The sequence below is a fragment of the Bacillus sp. z33 genome, assembly GCF_058313615.1.
The window spans coordinates 80,131-97,649 of the sequence record NZ_JBZFQN010000004.1 but is presented as its reverse complement, the minus strand read 5'-3'; the positions used below and the strand labels follow the sequence as shown (position 1 = coordinate 97,649).

Below are 17,519 nucleotides of genomic sequence, written 5' to 3'. Positions count from 1 at the left end.
ATTTTTTATTTGGATAGTAAAGCCAATGATTCTCTGTTAAATGCGGGAATATCATCTGGTTGTCTGCTTGTAACTAATTGCTCTCCACATACAAATACCTCTTCATCATGATAAGTGGCACCGGCATTTTCAATATCGACCTTAATCGATTTGTATCCCGCTACATCTCTTCCCTCAAGCGTCTTTGCGGTAATTAATAATTGCGGGCCATGGCATATCGCAAATACCGGTTTCTTTGCATCCATGAAAGCTTTCGTAAATGCAACAAAACGATCATCAGCTCTTAAAATGTCAGGTGAGAATCCACCGGGAATGAATAAAGCATCAAACTCTTCAGCCGTTACCTCTTCAATTCCTTTTTGGATTTCCACTTTTTCTTTTCCTTGCTTTCCTTCAACTGTTTGTCCCTTTTCAATGCCGATTGTTACCACTTCATGACCTGCCTCCTTATAAGACTTGGCAGGATCTGTATATTCTACATCTTCAAACATATCTGTTATAACACATGCGATTTTTTTACTCATCTAATCAATCTCCTTTATAAAAGATAGTACATACCTATTTCTTCTTCCCCGGCAGAATTTTTATAAACATTATCAAATAAAAACCAGCGTGAAATATATTCACACTGGTTCATCAGGTCATTCCTTGTTACTGTAAGCTTCCTTAGAGAAACTTCACCCCAAAAAGTCAGTCAGTTTCTGAGTAGATGAATGCTACATTCTATCAAAACATTTTGCTCTTCGATTACAAAAACGATAAATAACTTATTCTTAATGATTTCAAAACCATGATAAGTTAGTTACCAATTAAGGTTTTACGGGGCATGATGAGGATTTCCACACGTCTATTTTTCTCTCTCCCTCTATCAGTATCATTAGACGATACCGGCTTAAATTCTCCAAATCCTTTTGCACTAAACCATTCCGGGTTTAACCTTTTATTGTTTTGCAGAAGCTTCATAAAATTAACGGCCCTCATAACACTTAATTCCCAGTTTGATTCAAAATCAGCATTACTGATCGGTACATTATCCGTATGTCCACTAATGATAATATTCCTCGGCGGTTCCATCACTAACAGGTCTGATATTTCCTTAGCTATTGTTTCGTCCTTCTCCCTGACCATCGCTATTCCTGAGTCAAATAAAACATTATCACTAATAGTTAATAACAGTCCTTCTTCTGTCAAAGAGGTTTTTAAGTTTTTCTTTAAATCGCTATCTTTAATATAAGCATCCAACTTCGCCTGAACTTCCTTAAGTTCTTCCATTTCAGGGCCAGGCGACTCTTTCTCCTCCTCTGCTTTACCATCAAACTTTTCGGGATCTGTCTCTGTCATTATCCCCTCAGGCAATGGACTGGGATTTTCAAAAACACCCGTTCCTCCATCCAATGCTTCATTAAAAGCTTTAGATATTTCCGAAAATTTCTGTGCATCTACAGAGCTTGTAGCAAATAGGACAATAAATAACGCCAATAATAACGTCAATAAATCACTGTATGGGAGCAACCATGCTTCGGACATATGCTCTTCATGCCGAGATTTCTTTTTTCGCTTGGACATTGTTCCTCATCTCACCTTCCAACCATTTCTTTCTTTCCGCAGCAGGCAAATAAGAAGATAGTTTTTGCTCTATTGTCCTTGGTGCTTCACCTTCCAGGATAGATAGTATGCCTTCTACCATCATTTCTTTAATCCGTACTTCCTGAGTGGATTTTCTCTTTAATTTATTCGCAAACGGGTGCCACAACAAATATCCCGTAAAAATTCCCATTAATGTAGCAACAAATGCAGCACTTATAGCATGTCCCAGCACCTCTGTATCGCTCATATTGCCCAAGGCGGCAATCAACCCTACTACCGCTCCTAAAACTCCGAGGGTCGGGGCATAGGTACCAGCTTGTGTAAAAATCTGAACCCCAACTGCATGCCTATCTTGCATAGCATCAATTTCTTCTGAAAGAATGTCCCTGATATAATCAGCACTTTGTCCTTCTACTGCCAAATTTAAACCATTCCTCAAAAAGGGGTTTTCTACAGATTCCGAAATTTTTTCTAACGCCAGCAATCCCTCTTTACGTGCTGTTTGAGCCCATTCAGAAAATGTATGAATTAATTCTTCCTGTGAAATCATTACTTTTTCCGTAAAAATAATGGAAAGCAGTTTCGGAATCTTAATCAATTCATGAACCGGAAAAGCAACTGCAATGGCTGCAGCTGTTCCTAAAAAAATAATTAATATGGCAGCCGGATTAATGAGAACTGCTATATCAACACCTTTAAGAACCATTCCAACACCAACTGAAATGAAAGCCAAAATAATCCCTATGATCGAAGATTTATCCATATAATTCACCCGTTTTCTACTATTCTTTTATCTCTTCTAGTATCGACATTTAAGAGAATTCCTTTACATAAATTAATTGTATAAAGCTCAAGTTTATCGACAATTAGGTATAAAGACACAAAAAAAGTGATGAAAAATCATCACTTTTTCTAATAGATTAAAGACAAATAAATAGCTGGACAGATTAATTGAAGCTAACACTTATCTGTTAGCTATTATGTTCAGTTTGGCAACTCTGTTACAGGCCCTTACGTAAATATTTTGGTGGTTTTTAACAAATATGTCGAAGGTAACATGTTTTTGTAATATTAATGTAAATTAAACTCAATAATGCTGTAACCATAGAAACTAGTATTTTAGTTATAGTAAGAAAGTAGAGAAAAGGCGGTAGGATATCATAATGCTGCTAAAAAAACATTTTGGGGGTCAATATGAAAAAAATTATTATTGCTCTAGCTATTTTTCTGTCGTCCACACTTGTGTCTTTTGGACCATTTGAATCTGAAGCCTCAGCTGCTATGTCGAATAATAACATCAATAAAGTCATATCCACTGGAAAAAAATATATTGGAACGCCTTATCGATACGGCGGAACAACACCTAAGGGTTTTGATTGCTCTGGTTTTGTTGGTTACTCCTTCAAAAAAGGAGCAGGAAAGAATCTTCCAAGGACATCAACGAGTATGTATAAACAAGGAAAAAAGATTGCAAAATCTAAGCTTAAAAAAGGAGATTTAGTGTTCTTTAACACTTCCGGAAAAGGAGTCTCCCATGTCGCAATCTATATTGGAAGCAACAAAGTTATTCACTCAGTGTCTAAAGGTGTAAAAACTGACTCACTAAGCTCATCATATTGGAAGAAACGCTATGTAGGAGCTAAGAGGTTATAAATTCAATTTTCCAGGCGGACATGTTTCGCCTTTTTATTTTGCTTATTTTTTTATACCCATCTGTAATAATTGAAAACCTTTTATTATATATACATTTAGAATTAATCATAAAACCCGAATCTCACTTTCTAGTAATAGCCCTAATAAGGCAAACTTGAACCGTCCGCATTAATTTAATCTCATTGAAACGTATAGCATAAGTCTCTGTTTGTTTATATCCACTTTCACCTTAAGTTTATACCAATTAGATTCCACCTTTGTAGAATACTCCAACAGATTCACCGCAGCCAGTATTCAATTTTCTATCGCTCTCATTATAGATTTTTATTCGCTTTTAGTATCTCCAGTTCTCTAATTACCTTCATGCTTATTTTCATTTAAAACCAAAAAATAGCAGGAAACCTCAAAATGAAGTTCCCTGCTATTCAAATTCGAAAACGATTCGTAATAGTGGACAGGTTGGATATGACTCGAAAGACTGTTTCTTCCCACCCTGCGTTGCAAGCCAGTTAGACTGCTTTTACGTTTTTCATATACTTGGTTAACATTTTATAGGCATGTTCTACACTTTCATCACTAGGAGATTGGATTCCGGCCAGTGGATATTTATAGCCCAGCGTTTCCCATTTATAAACACCCAGTTGATGATATGGCAAGATTTCTACCTTTTCAATATTATTCAGTGTACCTAAGAATTGTCCCATTCTTTCCAGATATTCGTCTTGATCATTAACAGTTGGAACTAATACATGTCTGATCCAAACCGGTTGGCCCTTGTCAGAAAGGTAACGGGCACATTCCAGGATGTGTTCATTTGGTTTACCCGTGAGCTTGATATGACGTTTGCTGTCTATATGTTTAATATCCAATAGGATTAAATCTGTATATTCAAGTAGTTCGTCAAATTGCTGCAAGAACTCGGGTGATTTGGAAAAACAACCTGCTGATGAATCAATGGTTGTATGGATTCCTTTTTCTTTACATAATTTAAATAGTTCTATTATGAACGGAATTTGCAGAAGCGGTTCACCGCCACTGACAGTAACTCCTCCGCCTGATGCATCCATGAATGGTTTATATAATTCTATATCTGCAACAATTTCTTCAGGACTCATTTGCTTGCCTGTGCCAATTTCCCAAGTGTCGGCATTATGACAATATTGACAGCGCAATAAGCAGCCTTGGGTAAAAATAATGTAACGGATCCCTGGGCCATCTACTGTACCCATTGTTTCAACGGAATGAATGTTCCCGTATGTTGTCATGAGATCCCATCCTTTCTTTTGATGAAAATATCCATCTGACAGTTAAAAGTTAGTCTCCCTGATAATACAGGGAGACCTCCTAGTAACGTGCATAATTTATATTACATAGTTTCGTGGAACGTACGGTTAATAACATCAATTTGTTGCTCACGAGTCAACTTAATGAAGTTTACAGCGTATCCAGATACACGGATTGTTAATTGTGGATACTCTTCTGGATGTTCCATAGCAGCTAGCAATGTGTCACGGTTGAATACGTTGATATTCAAGTGGTGACCTTCTTTGGAAGCATAACCATCCAGGATTGCAGCAAGATTCGCTTCACGTTGTTCTTCTTCACGTCCAAGTGCTTTTGGAACCATGGAGAATGTGTTAGAAATACCATCTAAAGAGCAATCGTACGGAAGCTTAGATACAGAAGATAGAGAAGCTAAAGCACCTTTTGTATCACGTCCGTGCATTGGGTTCGCACCTGGTGCGAATGGTTCGCCAGCGCGACGTCCATCTGGAGTGTTACCAGTTTTCTTACCATATACTACGTTAGAAGTAATTGTAAGAATGGATTGTGTGTGCACAGAGCTGCGGTATGTTTTATGCTTTTTCAATTTTGTCATAAAGTTTCTAACAAGTTCCACTGCCAAGCTGTCAACACGATCATCATTGTTTCCGTATTTAGGGAAGTCGCCAATGATTTCAAAATCAACTGCTACTCCATTTTCATCACGAATTGGTTTAACTTGTGCATATTTAATTGCGCTTAATGCGTCAGCTACTACAGACAATCCAGCAATTCCAGCTGCCATTGTACGAAGGATTTCAACATCATGCAACGCCATTTCAATACGCTCATAGCTGTATTTATCATGCATGTAGTGGATTACATTCAATGTATTGATGTAAAGCTCTGCAAGCCATTCCATCGTACTATCGAAGTTAGCCATAACTTCATCAAAATCTAACACTTCAGAAGTAATTCGTTTGAAGTTCGGGCCGACTTGAATTTTAAGTTTTTCATCCACACCGCCGTTGATTGCATATAGCAATGCTTTCGCAAGGTTTGCACGAGCTCCGAAGAATTGCATTTGTTTACCAATACGCATAGCGGATACACAGCAAGCAATTCCGTAATCATCGCCGTATTCTCTGATCATGATATCATCGTTTTCGTACTGAATCGCACTTGTTTGGATAGACATTTTCGCACAGAAGCGCTTGAATCCTTCAGGTAACTTCGTAGACCATAACACAGTCAAGTTTGGCTCTGGAGCTGGACCAAGGTTTGCTAATGTGTGCAAGAAACGGAAAGAGTTTTTCGTTACAAGTGTTCTTCCGTCTAATGCCATACCACCGATTGATTCTGTTACCCAAGTAGGATCTCCACTGAACAATTGGTTGTAATCAGGTGTACGAGCGAATTTTACAAGACGGAGCTTCATGACAAAGTGGTCAACAATCTCTTGTGCTTCTTGTTCTGTTAATGTGCCTTCGCGAAGGTCACGTTCAATATAAATATCAAGGAAGGAAGAAGTACGTCCAAGAGACATTGCCGCACCATTTTGTTCCTTAATTGCAGCAAGATAACCGAAGTACAGCCATTGTACTGCTTCTTTTGCATTTGTAGCTGGTTTAGAGATATCGTATCCATAAATTTCTGCCAATTGTTTTAATTCACCTAACGCGCGAATTTGTTCACTTAATTCTTCACGTTGACGAATAACTTCTTCTGACATTGTTCTTAAACCGTAGTTTTTCAGATCTTTCTTACGTTCAGCGATTAAGAAGTCTACACCGTATAATGCTACACGACGGTAGTCACCGATGATACGTCCGCGTCCGTATGCATCTGGAAGACCAGTGATGATACCAGCTTTACGAGCAAGTTTCATTTCATCAGTATAAACATCGAATACACCTTGGTTGTGTGTTTTACGATAATCAGTGAAGATTTTTTGTACTTCTTCATCTACTGTAAATCCATAAGATTCTGCTGCAGCTACCGCCATACGGATACCACCGAACGGTTGAAGAGAACGTTTGAATGGTTTATCTGTTTGGAAACCAACAATTGTTTCAAGTTCTTTGTTTAAATATCCAGGACCGTGCGATGTAATAGTAGATACTACTTTAGAATCTAGATCAAGGACACCGCCTGCTTCACGCTCTAATTTAGCTAATTCCATTACTTGTTTCCATAATTCTTTTGTTGCTTCAGTTGCGCCTTCTAAGAATTCATCGTTTCCTGTATATGGAGTGATGTTTTTCATAATGAAGTCACGTGTGTTAACTTCTTTCTGCCAATCGCCACCAGCAAAGCCTCTCCATGCATCTTTATTAGTTACTTTATCCATAACCATTGCCATTTTGTTTACCTCCTAATTTTACATTCAGGAATCTTCTTTTTATTACTAGTTGTTAATTTTCCGAATAAATATAACAGCTATCTATAGCTATATAATACACCTTGAATGTGAATTAGTGAACATGTAAATTATGACAATCCAGTGAAATCGGAATCAATGTTGTTAAAACAACATTTGTTATATAATTTCAAACAATTATGAATTTATAAGTTTGAGTTAACTTATAAATCTGTTATAGTAAAATCATCTATCCGCACATATCTGTACTATAAAAGGCATCTGTTTCTTTAATACAGATGCCTTGTGTACCATTATATAACAAATTTGTTATTTATGCACATCTCCCCTGTTTTTAAAGGCATCCTTCGTCACAATATATTGTTCATGGTTTGTATGCTGTTCCTGATTTCCACCCGTTTCTGCATGATGCGGAAAATTTCCGGGGTGGCCTTTACGTTTATGATTAAAACCTTTGCCTCGAGCCATAACTAACCCTCCTTTCCCTTATCATCATTTTCTGCAGAAAGGTGAGAATTATGGCAGGTAAGTTGAGGCAATATAAAAAATAACACCCATTATTGATAACCATAAACCGCGTGTTTAAGCAATTTCGGAACAATTTCAGTGGAAAATGGGATATGGAGTCTTTCTGTACGCTTATGTGCATCCTTTCCATATGGACCTATATTTATGGCCGGTATATCCAGCTCCCCAATAACAGAAAGCGGAAGGTTATACCCTTTCCCATATAGCGGCATTTCATTTTCCAGCACCGACATAACTAAATCACGATCGCGTAATCGACAATAACTTACATCAGAAAGACCAGGGAAATAAGACAGTATCGTTATTTTCTCATTAAATTTCTTTTCAGCAATTACAACACAGTCTTCTACTATTTCTTTTGCTTTTTGATCCCTCTCATCCTCCTCCAAATAAACATGCGGATAATATGGTGGAGCAAGCATAATCATATAGAAAGGAGCCTCTGATTTAAAAAAGGCTGCCACCACGTCCGCAATTTCTGCTGTTAATTTAGCCATATTCATGCCTGAGTCCTGTTCAAGCAAAGCAATCTTTGCTTTTATTTCTTTAACGAACACATCACCATATTTTATGCGACCTTTTTGAAATAATTCATGATAGGAATATACTTTTGGCTTAATGATCGGCTTTCTTAAATTATTCTTGTCATATCCAAGTGAGTCATAAATCGTTGAAAGTCTCTCCGAAATATACTGACTGCTTTCTTCTCCAATTGCTTTCAGCTTGTTTAAGATCTCTTCAGGATTTTGCTTCAGCGTAAGAATATTCGCAAGTACATATGCAGCTGTTGGTGTCTGGACATTATATCCTTCTTTTAAATCCATTAGTTTTAATGTAGTGGGCAGAGGATTTCGTTCCTCATGTTCATACTCTAGAAAAGCTAATGATAACTCCAGTTTGTCCGCAATTACACCTGCCATCCAGGCTGCATTCATCCCTTCGAGTGGTTCGCCCACATGGGTTTCCGTTCCTGCACAAAAAATTAGCGGGAGTAACTTACCTACAGATCCCGTATAGAAATATTTAGAACGATCTCCTGGGTAAGCCCCAAAACTTGGCTCCGAACAAATGACCACTTCCAAATCTAGTTGGAATTGATCCCTGATTTCTTTAACCATTTCCACTCCGGCAAACATACCTGCTGAATATCTCTCTTCGTCCGGAGTAGCCAAAAATAACAGATTATACTCCAAATCACTCTTTTCAGCCACTTCTGAAAATAATGCCATTTGTATGGCCAACCCTGCTTTCATATCCATAATCCCTCGTCCAAATATCCAGTCTCCTGACTTCAAATCCTCCTCTGCATCATCAGGAATTTTTTCGTCCGCCATAGCACTGGTACACTCCAATGGCGAGAAAGCCAGCGGTGCAAGACGACCATAATCCTCAACACCCACGACATCATAATGGCTTAATAAAATAATGGTTTTTTTGCTTTTTTTATTCCCTTTATAAAATCCAGCTATCGCTCTTCGATTTAAGATATCTCCTGGAATTTGTTTTCTGTATATTCGATTTGGGTATTTTTGAAAATAAGGCATTTCCATCAGGATTGCAGCAATTTCATCCTCCATACGCAACTCACCCCTTGTACCAGTAACACTTGGTACCTTCACAACCCGGTATAATAATTCCAAAATTCCTTCCTTAGAATTCCAGTGTCGCATGCCTCCACCCCTATTTTTCTCTATCTCTTCCTAAAATTATATCAGTAATATATGGAATATTCAGTTAAATGTTCGTTTGCAGGGTTCCTTTTTTTGATGTAGGAAAACAGATATGATACGGTATTCTTACAATTAAAGGAGCGATTGAAAAATGAATAAACCCATCATAATTAAAAAGATAACCCTCCATTATATTTCGATGGAATTGAAGAATCCTTTTACGACGAGTTTTGGTACTGTGAAAGACCGAGAAATGATTATTATTGAAATGTTAGATAAGGATGGTACTGTAGGATGGGGGGAATGCGTGGCTTTCCAGGAACCATGGTATACAGAAGAAACACTCCAAACAGCGGCGCATATGATGAAAGATTTTTTAATCCCCAAGCTACTTCAACAACCAATCCATCACCCAGATGAACTTCAGCAGCTTTTTTCTCCTGTTCGTAAAAATCCCATGGCCAAGTCAGCCTTGGAGGGAGCTGTATGGGATTTATATGCAAAGAAACATGATATTTCATTATCGAGGGTTTTAGGCGGTACAAAAACAGAGATTGAAACGGGGATCAGTATCGGACTTCAGTCCAGAGATACAGATTTATTCCACTTGATTGATCAAAGCCTTGAGCAGGGATATAAAAGAATCAAATTAAAAATTAAACCGGGCCGGGACATCTCTCTTATTCATACAGTCCGTAAAAGATATCCTTACTTACCGATTATGGCAGATGCCAACTCTGCCTATAGTTTAGCTGATATTGAACGATTAAAGGCGCTGGATGATTATGAACTAATGATGATTGAACAACCACTTCGTTTTGACGACATCTATGAACACAGTATTCTACAAAAGGAAATCTCAACACCGCTTTGTCTGGATGAAAGTATACAATCATTCGACAATGCTAAACAAGCAATCGCTTTAGGCAGCTGTAAAATCATTAATGTAAAAATAGGACGGGTTGGGGGATTCACAGAGGCTGTTAAAATCCTTCATCTTTGTGAAGCTGAAAATATCTCCATTTGGTGCGGCGGTATGCTTGAATCAGGAATAAGTCGTGCACACACCATTGCGCTCGCTTCCATGCCACAAGTTAACCTGCCCGGTGACATCTCAAGTTCGAGTAATTATTGGAAACAGGATATCACGTATCCTGAAGTTATCGTCCAAAACGGTATTATCCAAGTACCCGAACAAGCAGGATTAGGATTCGAAGTTGACCGAACTTGGTTAGCCTACTACTCTACACATAAAGAAATATTCACTTCCAAATAATGTGTATTCATTTTCTATATGGGTATAAAAATAGAAAACAAACAATTGGAGGGGATATTTATGACAAAGGAAAAGCAGCCCTTATCAAACAAAAAAATGGACAATCCTGAGAATTCTATGACAGACAAAGAGCATATGCTCGATAAATTTGAGGACGAACAACATGTAGATACAATTCCTATTGAGGATTTACGTGAAGAAGTTCTTGAAGAAAAAGACAAAACAGCTACGAAAAGCACCTCCTCGAGTGAAAAGAAATATGAACCTGAAAAACAGTAAGAGTACGGAATGCGTGGTTCAGCTGTAAGGTAATTTAAAAAATGGCCCATGCAGGCGATGTTTACTTTCGTTGCTATGAACTTGATGAAGTTGACCATTTGGACTTTGGAAAGTCCAAAAACGACTAAATAATAGTAGGGGATAGGTCTATCCCATGTGAGAAAGCGAAAAAAATAAAGAAGGAATTCAGTATATGGCCCATACAGAGCTATTCTGAATTCCTTTTGTCTACACTCTACTCTACTCATTAATTTTATAGAATTTTTTATTACAGGAAGACTATTTAAACAAAAAAAAGACTCAAATAGAGTCTTTTGAATGAATTAAGCTTTTTGAACATTTGTAGCTTGTGGGCCACGTTGTCCTTGTTCTACTTCAAACGTTACGCTTTGACCTTCGTCTAAAGATTTGAAACCTTCGCTTTGGATTGCTGAGAAATGTACGAATACGTCTTCTCCGCCTTCACGTTCGATGAATCCAAAACCTTTATCTGCATTAAACCATTTCACTTTACCTTGTTCCATAATTGTTGCCTCCTAGTGTGAATCATACCCACACAATTTATTACTACTCTTGCTCAAATACCTTAGACGAAAAACAAAATTTATTCTCAATCTGAAACCGAACAAAAATAATTCTTCTTAAGAATAACATGCTATTTAAAAAATATCAAATATTAAGAATGATCAAGTTAATTTTACCGACACTTTTCCTGATATTTCTTTGCTAGATGATCCTAGTCTGTTCACATTGTACCTATAAAACATATATTATTATTTGCAAACTCAAAAAGAGCCGTCTAAATAACTTCGACAGCAAATGTATAAGAAGCCTCCCCATTTGACCATTTACCCCTCACTTCAATGACTTGCCTCCCTGTTTCTGAAGGCAGGGTTATTTCTTGACCGGATATCGGCAACTCTTTTACCACCTTTTTTTCATTCCATAAAAACACCTGCAATTCAGGCTTAGATCCATCATTGAAAGAAATGGCTGCAACAGAATCTTTATTAACTTTGCCTGCTCTCAATTTTAATTCTTCAGCAATTGATTAGGTGTCAGTGCATCTACATTAGCGGTCTCTGTAGTAAACCATTTTTCCACGCTCCATTCATACCCTCCTTTTGCTGATTCGAGTTCTTCTCCATTAATTTTGATAATGATAGAAGGCGGTTCTTTTAATTCACCATTCGTGCATCCTCCGATGTACAGTATAAGTAGGCTTAATCCTACTATATATATCCACTTTTTCATTGTATACCTCCAGTTCACATCTGTATAAATATTGCATAGTATAATAAACCAGTTCGTTAATTGGAGCGCAAAATCCTCTTTCCCAATAAAAAAATGACGTGCTCTTCATTCACACGCCATTCAACAATTTAGTATAAAGTTTTATTCCTCTGAATCTACATACCCATTGACAACCACAGACAATTTCCCAGTCGATGGATGAATAACCATTCCCGTTACCGGTATATGATTCGGCATTAAAGGATGATTCTTAACCAAATTGACACTTTCCGTTACCGATTCATTGACATTCGAAAAGCCTTTTACCCACTGCTTCACATTAATTCCTACGTGTTCCAGAGTAGAAAAGGTGTCTGCTGGAACTCCATTTTCAACCATTTGTCCAATTAATTGATCGGGATCCATCGCAGCCATACCGCAATCCTCATGACCAACGATAAATACCTCTTGCGCTCCCAGGGCATGAATTGCCACAAGGATTGAACGCATTACTCCGCCGAATGGATGATTTACGATTGCCCCAGCCGTTTTTATGATCTTAACGTCCCCATTGGCTATGTTCATTGCCTTTGGCAACAGTTCAACCAATCTGGTATCCATACAGCTTACAATAACGATCTTTTTATCCGGGAATTTTGTAGTTTGATATGGTAAATATTCTTTATTTTTTACAAATCCCTCATTATAAGCAAGAATTTCATCTAAAGTATTCATTTCTCTCTCCCCCTTCATATAACCTTACATTCATTGTACATAAGTGTTTATAATAGTTGAAATAATATACAATTTTATGTGAGGGAAACTTTAATCGATTAGATGCGTACACTATCATAATAAGGAAGGGGCTAAACGGTACTTCTGTAAAGACTAAATGAAAGGATCCATTTACGGTGAAAACAAAATTAAGTCTACTCGAGCATTATGTACTTTCTATTTTTAAATATTTGCACACAAATCCTGAAATAAGCTGGAAAGAGCATGAGACTTCAGCCTTTATAGTACAACGATTGAGCGAAGAAGGGATTATATGCAAACCGTTCGACTCCTTTCCAGGTTTAGTTGCTGAAATTGGTTATGGAAAGCCAGTTATTGGTGTTCGCGCTGATATGGATGCACTTTGGCAAGAATGCGACGGAACTTATAAAGCTAATCATTCATGCGGACATGATGCGCACATGTCGATTGTATTGGGTGTAGCTTTGATGCTCAATGAGTTGTCTGCCATTGAAAAAGGAACTGTCCGTTTTATCTTTCAGCCAGCTGAGGAAACAGGTGAAGGTGCCAAGGCAGTTACGAACCTCGGAATTGTGGATGATGTTGATTATTTATACGGCCTGCATCTTAGGCCAATAGAGGAATTGCCTCTTGGGCTGGCAGCACCTGCTATTAATCACGGAGCAACCTATCATGTATCAGGAAAAATAATCGGAGAAGATGCACACGGAGCACGCCCGCATTTAGGGACAAGTTCTATAGAGGTCATGGTCATGATGCACCAGTTGCTTCAACAAATTAAACTGTCACCGATGAAACCTCACACCATTAAAATCACCCGATTTGAAACGGGCAATGAAAATTTAAATATCATACCAGGTACTGCTTTATTTGGAATTGATGCCAGAGCTCAGTCATATGATGATTTACGCATCATTAAGGAAAAAATACAACAATCATTCGCCCATTTAGAATCTATATTCAAGATCCGAATTCAGCTTGAACACCATCCGGATACACCGGCATCCATCATCTCCGACCAAGCAACTCATTTTATGGAAAAGGCTATATTAGATACATTAGGACGCGAGGGATTAAGTCCAATGGTCGTTACACCCGGAAGTGACGATTTTCACTTTTATACGAAACTTCGGCCATCCATAAAGGCGACGATGCTGGCGCTGGGTGCTGATTTAACTCCCGGACTCCATCATCCAAACATGACATTTAATCGTTCCTGTTTGATGCACGGGGTTGAAATACTGACAAGAGCAATCCTCCACACGTTAAAGGCTGAATCTCACTCATAAAGATTCAGCCTTTCGTTATATCCTATTCCAGCGCTTGTTCTATATCCTCCCATAGGTCTTGCCAGTTTTCTAATCCTACAGATACACGCAGCAACTGGTCTGTTAAACCCATTTCCAATCGTTCTGACCTTGGAATAATGGCATGTGTCATGGAAGCTGGGTGACAAATCAATGTTTCGACATCCCCCAAGCTGACTGCAATTTTAATAAGTTTCATCCGGTTAAGGAAGGCTTGAGCATCCTCTTTACTGCCTTTTATTTCGAATGCAATGATCCCTCCCGGCTGACGCATTTGTTTCATAGCTGCCTCATATCCCACATTTTGCTGATCTCCAGGAAAATAAATACGCTCGACTTTCGGATGTTCTTTTAGTTTTTCATATAATTTTTGAGCATTTTCGCTATGGCGGTCCATGCGTATTGGCAAGGTCTTAATTCCCCTTAGCAACAGCCAGGCGTCAAAAGGAGCCATAATTCCACCGACATCCTTTAAAATTGTTTTTCTTACTCGTGAGATAAATTCATGAGACCCAGCAGCTAAGCCTGCCACTACATCCCCATGACCGCAAATATACTTTGTTGCACTGTGGACAACAACGTCGCAACCCAACTGTAGAGGCTGTTGTAAGTATGGAGATGGAAATGTATTATCTACAATGACTGGGATGCCATTTCTTTTAGCCACCCTTGCCACCATTTCCAAATCAATGACTCTCATAGTTGGATTAATCGGTGTTTCAACAAATATGCAAGCTGTCTCGGGCTTAATGCAATCCTGTATCTGTTCTTCTGTTTCCATTGGGCTAAAATCATACCCAATATTATATTTTTCTTTCATCATTACTAATAAATCAAAAGTGCCACCATATATACCAAGTGAGCAGAGAATATGGTCATTTGCTTTTGTCATTTCCATTAGAACAGCTGATACAGCAGCCATACCCGAACCAAATGCAATCCCTTCTTCCGCTCCTTCCATTACAGCAATCTTTTCTTCTAAAGAACGTACGGTTGGATTGCCTAATCTCGAATAGATAAATCCATTATCTGTACCCGCAAATCGCTGTTCCCCCTGTTCAGCAGATTCAAAAGTAAAGGTGGAAGTTTGGTAGATCGGCATAGATAAGCTTCCCAGATGTTCGTTTGAATCATATCCGGCATGAATAGCCGCCGTTTCAATATGCGTATATTTTTTTTTCATCATGCTTCCCCCTAAATGTTAAAAATTCAATCAATCTCCCTTCTCTATCATATGGCATATAACCAAAAATTGTAAACCAACTTTTCTGAAATCAAATGTTTCTACTTTCCGCTTGATCACCTGTCAGAATAAAGGGGTAACACCGATTTCTAAACTAGATATAGTTTTCATTAACAAAGCTGATTAATAAAAATAAAAAAGGCCTTTGCAAAGACCTTTTCACCTATGTATAACTTCAGCCCATTCACCATTTACAGTTTTAAGGAGAGCAGGTACATTTAATTTCATTTGAACTCCTACTTTCCCTGCGCTGACGATGATCTTATCCTGTTTTTTAGCTGATTCATCTATGTATGTTCGATACTGCTTTTTCATCCCAACCGGAGAACAGCCTCCTCGAATATAACCTGTCCATTTTTGAATATCTTTCATAGGGAGCATCTCAATTTTCTTTTCGCCGCAAACTTTAGCTGCCTTTTTTAAATCCAGCTCACAATCTACAGGAATCACGAAAACATAAATTTCGCCACTTCCCGAAATGGTGACGAGTGTCTTATAGACAAGTTGAAGATCCTCCCCAATCTTTTCTGCAACGGAAAGGCCATCAATTTTTCCATCCCGATTATCGTACTGTAATATTTCATATTCAATCTTTTTTTGATCCAGTATCCGCAATGCATTCGTCTTTACCTTCCCCACTTCAACTCTTCCTCTCAAAATCGGCCCGATTTAAAAATGGAATAAAGTAAATAAAGTACCATTAAAGTTGCAATAATGGAACCAATCTCTATAATAGGCACTTGCCATAAAATAGAATGACCGCCTCTTGAAGATGAGCCTATGATCAAACCTGCCATAATAATACTAAAAGAGAGCAGAATGATGGCATAAGAAAGCTGGTTCCCTACCTTATCCATTTTACCAAGAAATATATCGAGTTGCGGTACTTTTATTTGCACATTGAATTTACCCTCTTTTAGCTTATTTATCAATTCGTTTAAGCTTCGAGGCATTTCGCTTAAGATATCCGAGTATTCCACAACCATATTCCATAAAGAGTCTGTTAGGTTTTTAGGCTTCAATCTCTCCTTGATCAGCTTTTCTCCAAATGGTTCTACCACATCAATGATGTTGAACTCTGGATTTAAAGTCTCTACCACCCCTTCAACCGCAAGAAAGGTTTTACCCAGCATAGTCAAATCAGATGGAATACGGATATGGTGTAAATAGGTTAAAGTAAAGAAATCATTTACTGCATCACTCATATTTAAGGTGTTTAAAGGCTGTCCATAATACTTATCGATAATTTCCTCCACGTCAGATCGCAATTTATCATAATTAATATCATCAGGTGTGAAGCCCAGTTTCAAGAGTGCACGCATGACACTATCCGTATTACCTCGTTTTAGTGCAATAATCAATGTCGCAAATGCATACTTTATCCGTGTATCAAGATGCCCAATATTACCGAAATCAATAAAAACAATCCGATCGCCTGGCTGAATCAGGACATTTCCTGGATGAGGATCTGCATGGAACAAGCCTGTGATTAAGATTTGATTCATCATCGCATCTGTAAAGCGTTCGCTGATTAATCGCCTGTTAAAACCAAGTTCATCGAGCATATTAATATCGTTAATTTTAATACCTTCCACATATTCCATCGTTAATACTCGCTTAGTAGAGTAGTCCCAATAGATAGATGGTATCTTAATTTTTTCATTTCCGATAAATTGATTGGCGACTTTTTCGGCATTCCTTCCCTCTATCCCATAATCCAGTTCTTGATGTAAAGATAGGGAAAATTCATCCACTATATCACTTATTCCATAATCTCTTGCCCAGCTAAATCGTTTTTCTGCCAATCTCGCTATATTATGCAGAATTTCAAGATCTGTCTCAATATTCCCCTGAATATTGGGACGTTGGACTTTCACAGCCACCTGTTCTCCTGTATGAAGAACAGCTTTATGTACTTGACCAATGGAAGCTGCAGCCAATGGTTCCTCCGTAAAGTCGGCAAACAGTTCATTAATTGATGATTCCAGATTATTTTCGATAATCTTTTTAGCTTCTTCTGGGGAGAAGGCAGGCACATGATCCTGTAGCTTTTCCAGTTCTAGAATAACGGAAGGAGGAACAATATCGGGTCTTGTGCTCAACATCTGTCCAAGCTTAACAAAGGTCGGACCCAATTCCTCAAGAATGGCGCGAACCCGCTCGGCAGCTGGCCGATTTTTAACCTCCTTGCCTTCAAAAGTCCACTGCCCACCAAACGGTAACATATCGGATAAACCAAGTTCTTTTGCAATCGATCCGAAGCCATTATGTATCATGGCGCGGATGATATCCTGATACCGATTAAAGTGACGTATCCTCTTTTTTAGCACCTGCTTTCCCCCTA

General features: G+C 38.2%; 18 protein-coding genes. 4 read left to right on the top strand and 14 right to left on the bottom strand.

Features of this window, described 5'->3' with window-relative positions; all coding sequences use genetic code 11:
- Positions 1-5: 5 nt before the first annotated feature.
- The 3 genes from AC4G3L_RS15105 to motA all read right to left on the bottom strand — a co-directional run bounded on the left by AC4G3L_RS15105 (position 6) and on the right by motA (position 2,350).
- Positions 6-524 carry a type 1 glutamine amidotransferase domain-containing protein gene (locus AC4G3L_RS15105; protein WP_491077824.1) on the bottom strand — a complete coding sequence of 173 codons (519 nt, stop codon included), beginning with the start codon at positions 522-524 and terminating at the stop codon, positions 6-8.
- A 274-nt stretch (positions 525-798) separates the two neighbouring features.
- Positions 799-1,566: a flagellar motor protein MotB gene (gene motB, locus AC4G3L_RS15100; RefSeq protein ID WP_491077823.1), complete on the bottom strand. Its 768-nt coding sequence runs from the start codon at positions 1,564-1,566 to the stop codon at positions 799-801.
- The gene (gene motA / locus AC4G3L_RS15095) at positions 1,535-2,350 is read right to left on the bottom strand and encodes a flagellar motor stator protein MotA (RefSeq protein WP_491077822.1); all 816 of its coding nucleotides are present in this window, start codon (positions 2,348-2,350) and stop codon (positions 1,535-1,537) included. The genes motB and motA overlap by 32 nt, the downstream gene beginning before the upstream one ends.
- 431 nt (positions 2,351-2,781) lie before the next feature.
- On the opposite strand from motA, the gene AC4G3L_RS15090 reads away from it, so the two are divergent.
- Positions 2,782-3,240, top strand: a complete 459-nt coding sequence (locus AC4G3L_RS15090) for a C40 family peptidase (protein ID WP_491077821.1) — start codon at positions 2,782-2,784, stop codon at positions 3,238-3,240.
- A 509-nt stretch (positions 3,241-3,749) separates the two neighbouring features.
- On the opposite strand, the gene pflA is transcribed toward AC4G3L_RS15090, so the two are convergent.
- The 4 genes from pflA to AC4G3L_RS15070 all read right to left on the bottom strand — a co-directional run bounded on the left by pflA (position 3,750) and on the right by AC4G3L_RS15070 (position 9,081).
- Positions 3,750-4,505, bottom strand: a complete 756-nt coding sequence (pflA, locus tag AC4G3L_RS15085; RefSeq protein WP_491077820.1) for a pyruvate formate-lyase-activating protein — start codon at positions 4,503-4,505, stop codon at positions 3,750-3,752.
- 101 nt (positions 4,506-4,606) lie between these two features.
- Entirely contained in the window at positions 4,607-6,865 is a 2,259-nt protein-coding gene (gene pflB / locus AC4G3L_RS15080; RefSeq protein WP_491077819.1) for a formate C-acetyltransferase, read from the bottom strand.
- A 327-nt stretch (positions 6,866-7,192) separates the two neighbouring features.
- Positions 7,193-7,351 carry a hypothetical protein gene (locus tag AC4G3L_RS15075; protein WP_491077818.1) on the bottom strand — a complete coding sequence of 53 codons (159 nt, stop codon included), beginning with the start codon at positions 7,349-7,351 and terminating at the stop codon, positions 7,193-7,195.
- 89 nt (positions 7,352-7,440) lie between these two features.
- A complete protein-coding gene (locus tag AC4G3L_RS15070; RefSeq protein ID WP_491077817.1) occupies positions 7,441-9,081 on the bottom strand; it encodes a M20/M25/M40 family metallo-hydrolase in 1,641 nt (546 codons plus the stop codon).
- A 151-nt stretch (positions 9,082-9,232) separates the two neighbouring features.
- On the opposite strand from AC4G3L_RS15070, the gene menC reads away from it, so the two are divergent.
- Together menC and AC4G3L_RS15060 are read left to right on the top strand one after the other, a co-directional pair.
- Complete coding sequence (gene menC, locus AC4G3L_RS15065) at positions 9,233-10,357, top strand: o-succinylbenzoate synthase (protein WP_491077816.1); 1,125 nt, start codon at positions 9,233-9,235, stop codon at positions 10,355-10,357.
- 60 nt (positions 10,358-10,417) lie between these two features.
- A complete protein-coding gene (locus AC4G3L_RS15060) occupies positions 10,418-10,636 on the top strand; it encodes a YczO family protein (protein ID WP_491077815.1) in 219 nt (72 codons plus the stop codon).
- A 323-nt stretch (positions 10,637-10,959) separates the two neighbouring features.
- Here AC4G3L_RS15060 and AC4G3L_RS15055 read toward each other — a convergent pair whose 3' ends face one another.
- The 4 genes from AC4G3L_RS15055 to AC4G3L_RS15040 form a co-directional block, all read right to left on the bottom strand.
- Positions 10,960-11,160 carry a cold-shock protein gene (locus AC4G3L_RS15055; RefSeq protein ID WP_050614125.1) on the bottom strand — a complete coding sequence of 67 codons (201 nt, stop codon included), beginning with the start codon at positions 11,158-11,160 and terminating at the stop codon, positions 10,960-10,962.
- 275 nt (positions 11,161-11,435) lie between these two features.
- Positions 11,436-11,666, bottom strand: a complete 231-nt coding sequence (locus tag AC4G3L_RS15050) for a hypothetical protein (protein ID WP_491077814.1) — start codon at positions 11,664-11,666, stop codon at positions 11,436-11,438.
- A gap of 2 nt (positions 11,667-11,668) precedes the next feature.
- Positions 11,669-11,890, bottom strand: coding sequence for a hypothetical protein (locus AC4G3L_RS15045; protein WP_491077813.1), 222 nt, complete (start codon positions 11,888-11,890; stop codon positions 11,669-11,671).
- 141 nt (positions 11,891-12,031) lie between these two features.
- Entirely contained in the window at positions 12,032-12,604 is a 573-nt protein-coding gene (locus AC4G3L_RS15040) for a beta-class carbonic anhydrase (protein ID WP_491077812.1), read from the bottom strand.
- 176 nt (positions 12,605-12,780) lie between these two features.
- Between AC4G3L_RS15040 and AC4G3L_RS15035 the strand changes: the two genes are divergently transcribed.
- Positions 12,781-13,914, top strand: a complete 1,134-nt coding sequence (locus AC4G3L_RS15035; RefSeq protein WP_491077811.1) for an amidohydrolase — start codon at positions 12,781-12,783, stop codon at positions 13,912-13,914.
- Between the two features lie 22 nt (positions 13,915-13,936).
- On the opposite strand, the gene megL is transcribed toward AC4G3L_RS15035, so the two are convergent.
- From megL to AC4G3L_RS15020, 3 genes are all read right to left on the bottom strand, one after another.
- Positions 13,937-15,115, bottom strand: coding sequence for a methionine gamma-lyase (gene megL, locus AC4G3L_RS15030; RefSeq protein ID WP_491077810.1), 1,179 nt, complete (start codon positions 15,113-15,115; stop codon positions 13,937-13,939).
- Positions 15,116-15,334: 219 nt separating this feature from the next.
- Positions 15,335-15,814 carry a Cys-tRNA(Pro) deacylase gene (gene ybaK / locus AC4G3L_RS15025; protein WP_491077809.1) on the bottom strand — a complete coding sequence of 160 codons (480 nt, stop codon included), beginning with the start codon at positions 15,812-15,814 and terminating at the stop codon, positions 15,335-15,337.
- 14 nt (positions 15,815-15,828) lie between these two features.
- Complete coding sequence (locus AC4G3L_RS15020; protein ID WP_491077808.1) at positions 15,829-17,505, bottom strand: ABC1 kinase family protein; 1,677 nt, start codon at positions 17,503-17,505, stop codon at positions 15,829-15,831.
- Positions 17,506-17,519: the final 14 nt, after the last annotated feature.

Bases quoted from the DNA above. Each gene is read 5' to 3' on its own strand.
- AC4G3L_RS15105 (WP_491077824.1), bottom strand. From the start codon at position 524: ATGAGTAAAAAAATCGCATGTGTTATAACAGATATGTTTGAAGATGTA.
- motB (WP_491077823.1), bottom strand. From the start codon at position 1,566: ATGTCCAAGCGAAAAAAGAAATCTCGGCATGAAGAGCATATGTCCGAA.
- motA (WP_491077822.1), bottom strand. From the start codon at position 2,350: ATGGATAAATCTTCGATCATAGGGATTATTTTGGCTTTCATTTCAGTT.
- AC4G3L_RS15090 (WP_491077821.1), top strand. From the start codon at position 2,782: ATGAAAAAAATTATTATTGCTCTAGCTATTTTTCTGTCGTCCACACTT.
- pflA (WP_491077820.1), bottom strand. From the start codon at position 4,505: ATGACAACATACGGGAACATTCATTCCGTTGAAACAATGGGTACAGTA.
- pflB (WP_491077819.1), bottom strand. From the start codon at position 6,865: ATGGCAATGGTTATGGATAAAGTAACTAATAAAGATGCATGGAGAGGC.
- AC4G3L_RS15075 (WP_491077818.1), bottom strand. From the start codon at position 7,351: ATGGCTCGAGGCAAAGGTTTTAATCATAAACGTAAAGGCCACCCCGGA.
- AC4G3L_RS15070 (WP_491077817.1), bottom strand. From the start codon at position 9,081: ATGCGACACTGGAATTCTAAGGAAGGAATTTTGGAATTATTATACCGG.
- menC (WP_491077816.1), top strand. From the start codon at position 9,233: ATGAATAAACCCATCATAATTAAAAAGATAACCCTCCATTATATTTCG.
- AC4G3L_RS15060 (WP_491077815.1), top strand. From the start codon at position 10,418: ATGACAAAGGAAAAGCAGCCCTTATCAAACAAAAAAATGGACAATCCT.
- AC4G3L_RS15055 (WP_050614125.1), bottom strand. From the start codon at position 11,160: ATGGAACAAGGTAAAGTGAAATGGTTTAATGCAGATAAAGGTTTTGGA.
- AC4G3L_RS15045 (WP_491077813.1), bottom strand. From the start codon at position 11,890: ATGAAAAAGTGGATATATATAGTAGGATTAAGCCTACTTATACTGTAC.
- AC4G3L_RS15040 (WP_491077812.1), bottom strand. From the start codon at position 12,604: ATGAATACTTTAGATGAAATTCTTGCTTATAATGAGGGATTTGTAAAA.
- megL (WP_491077810.1), bottom strand. From the start codon at position 15,115: ATGAAAAAAAAATATACGCATATTGAAACGGCGGCTATTCATGCCGGA.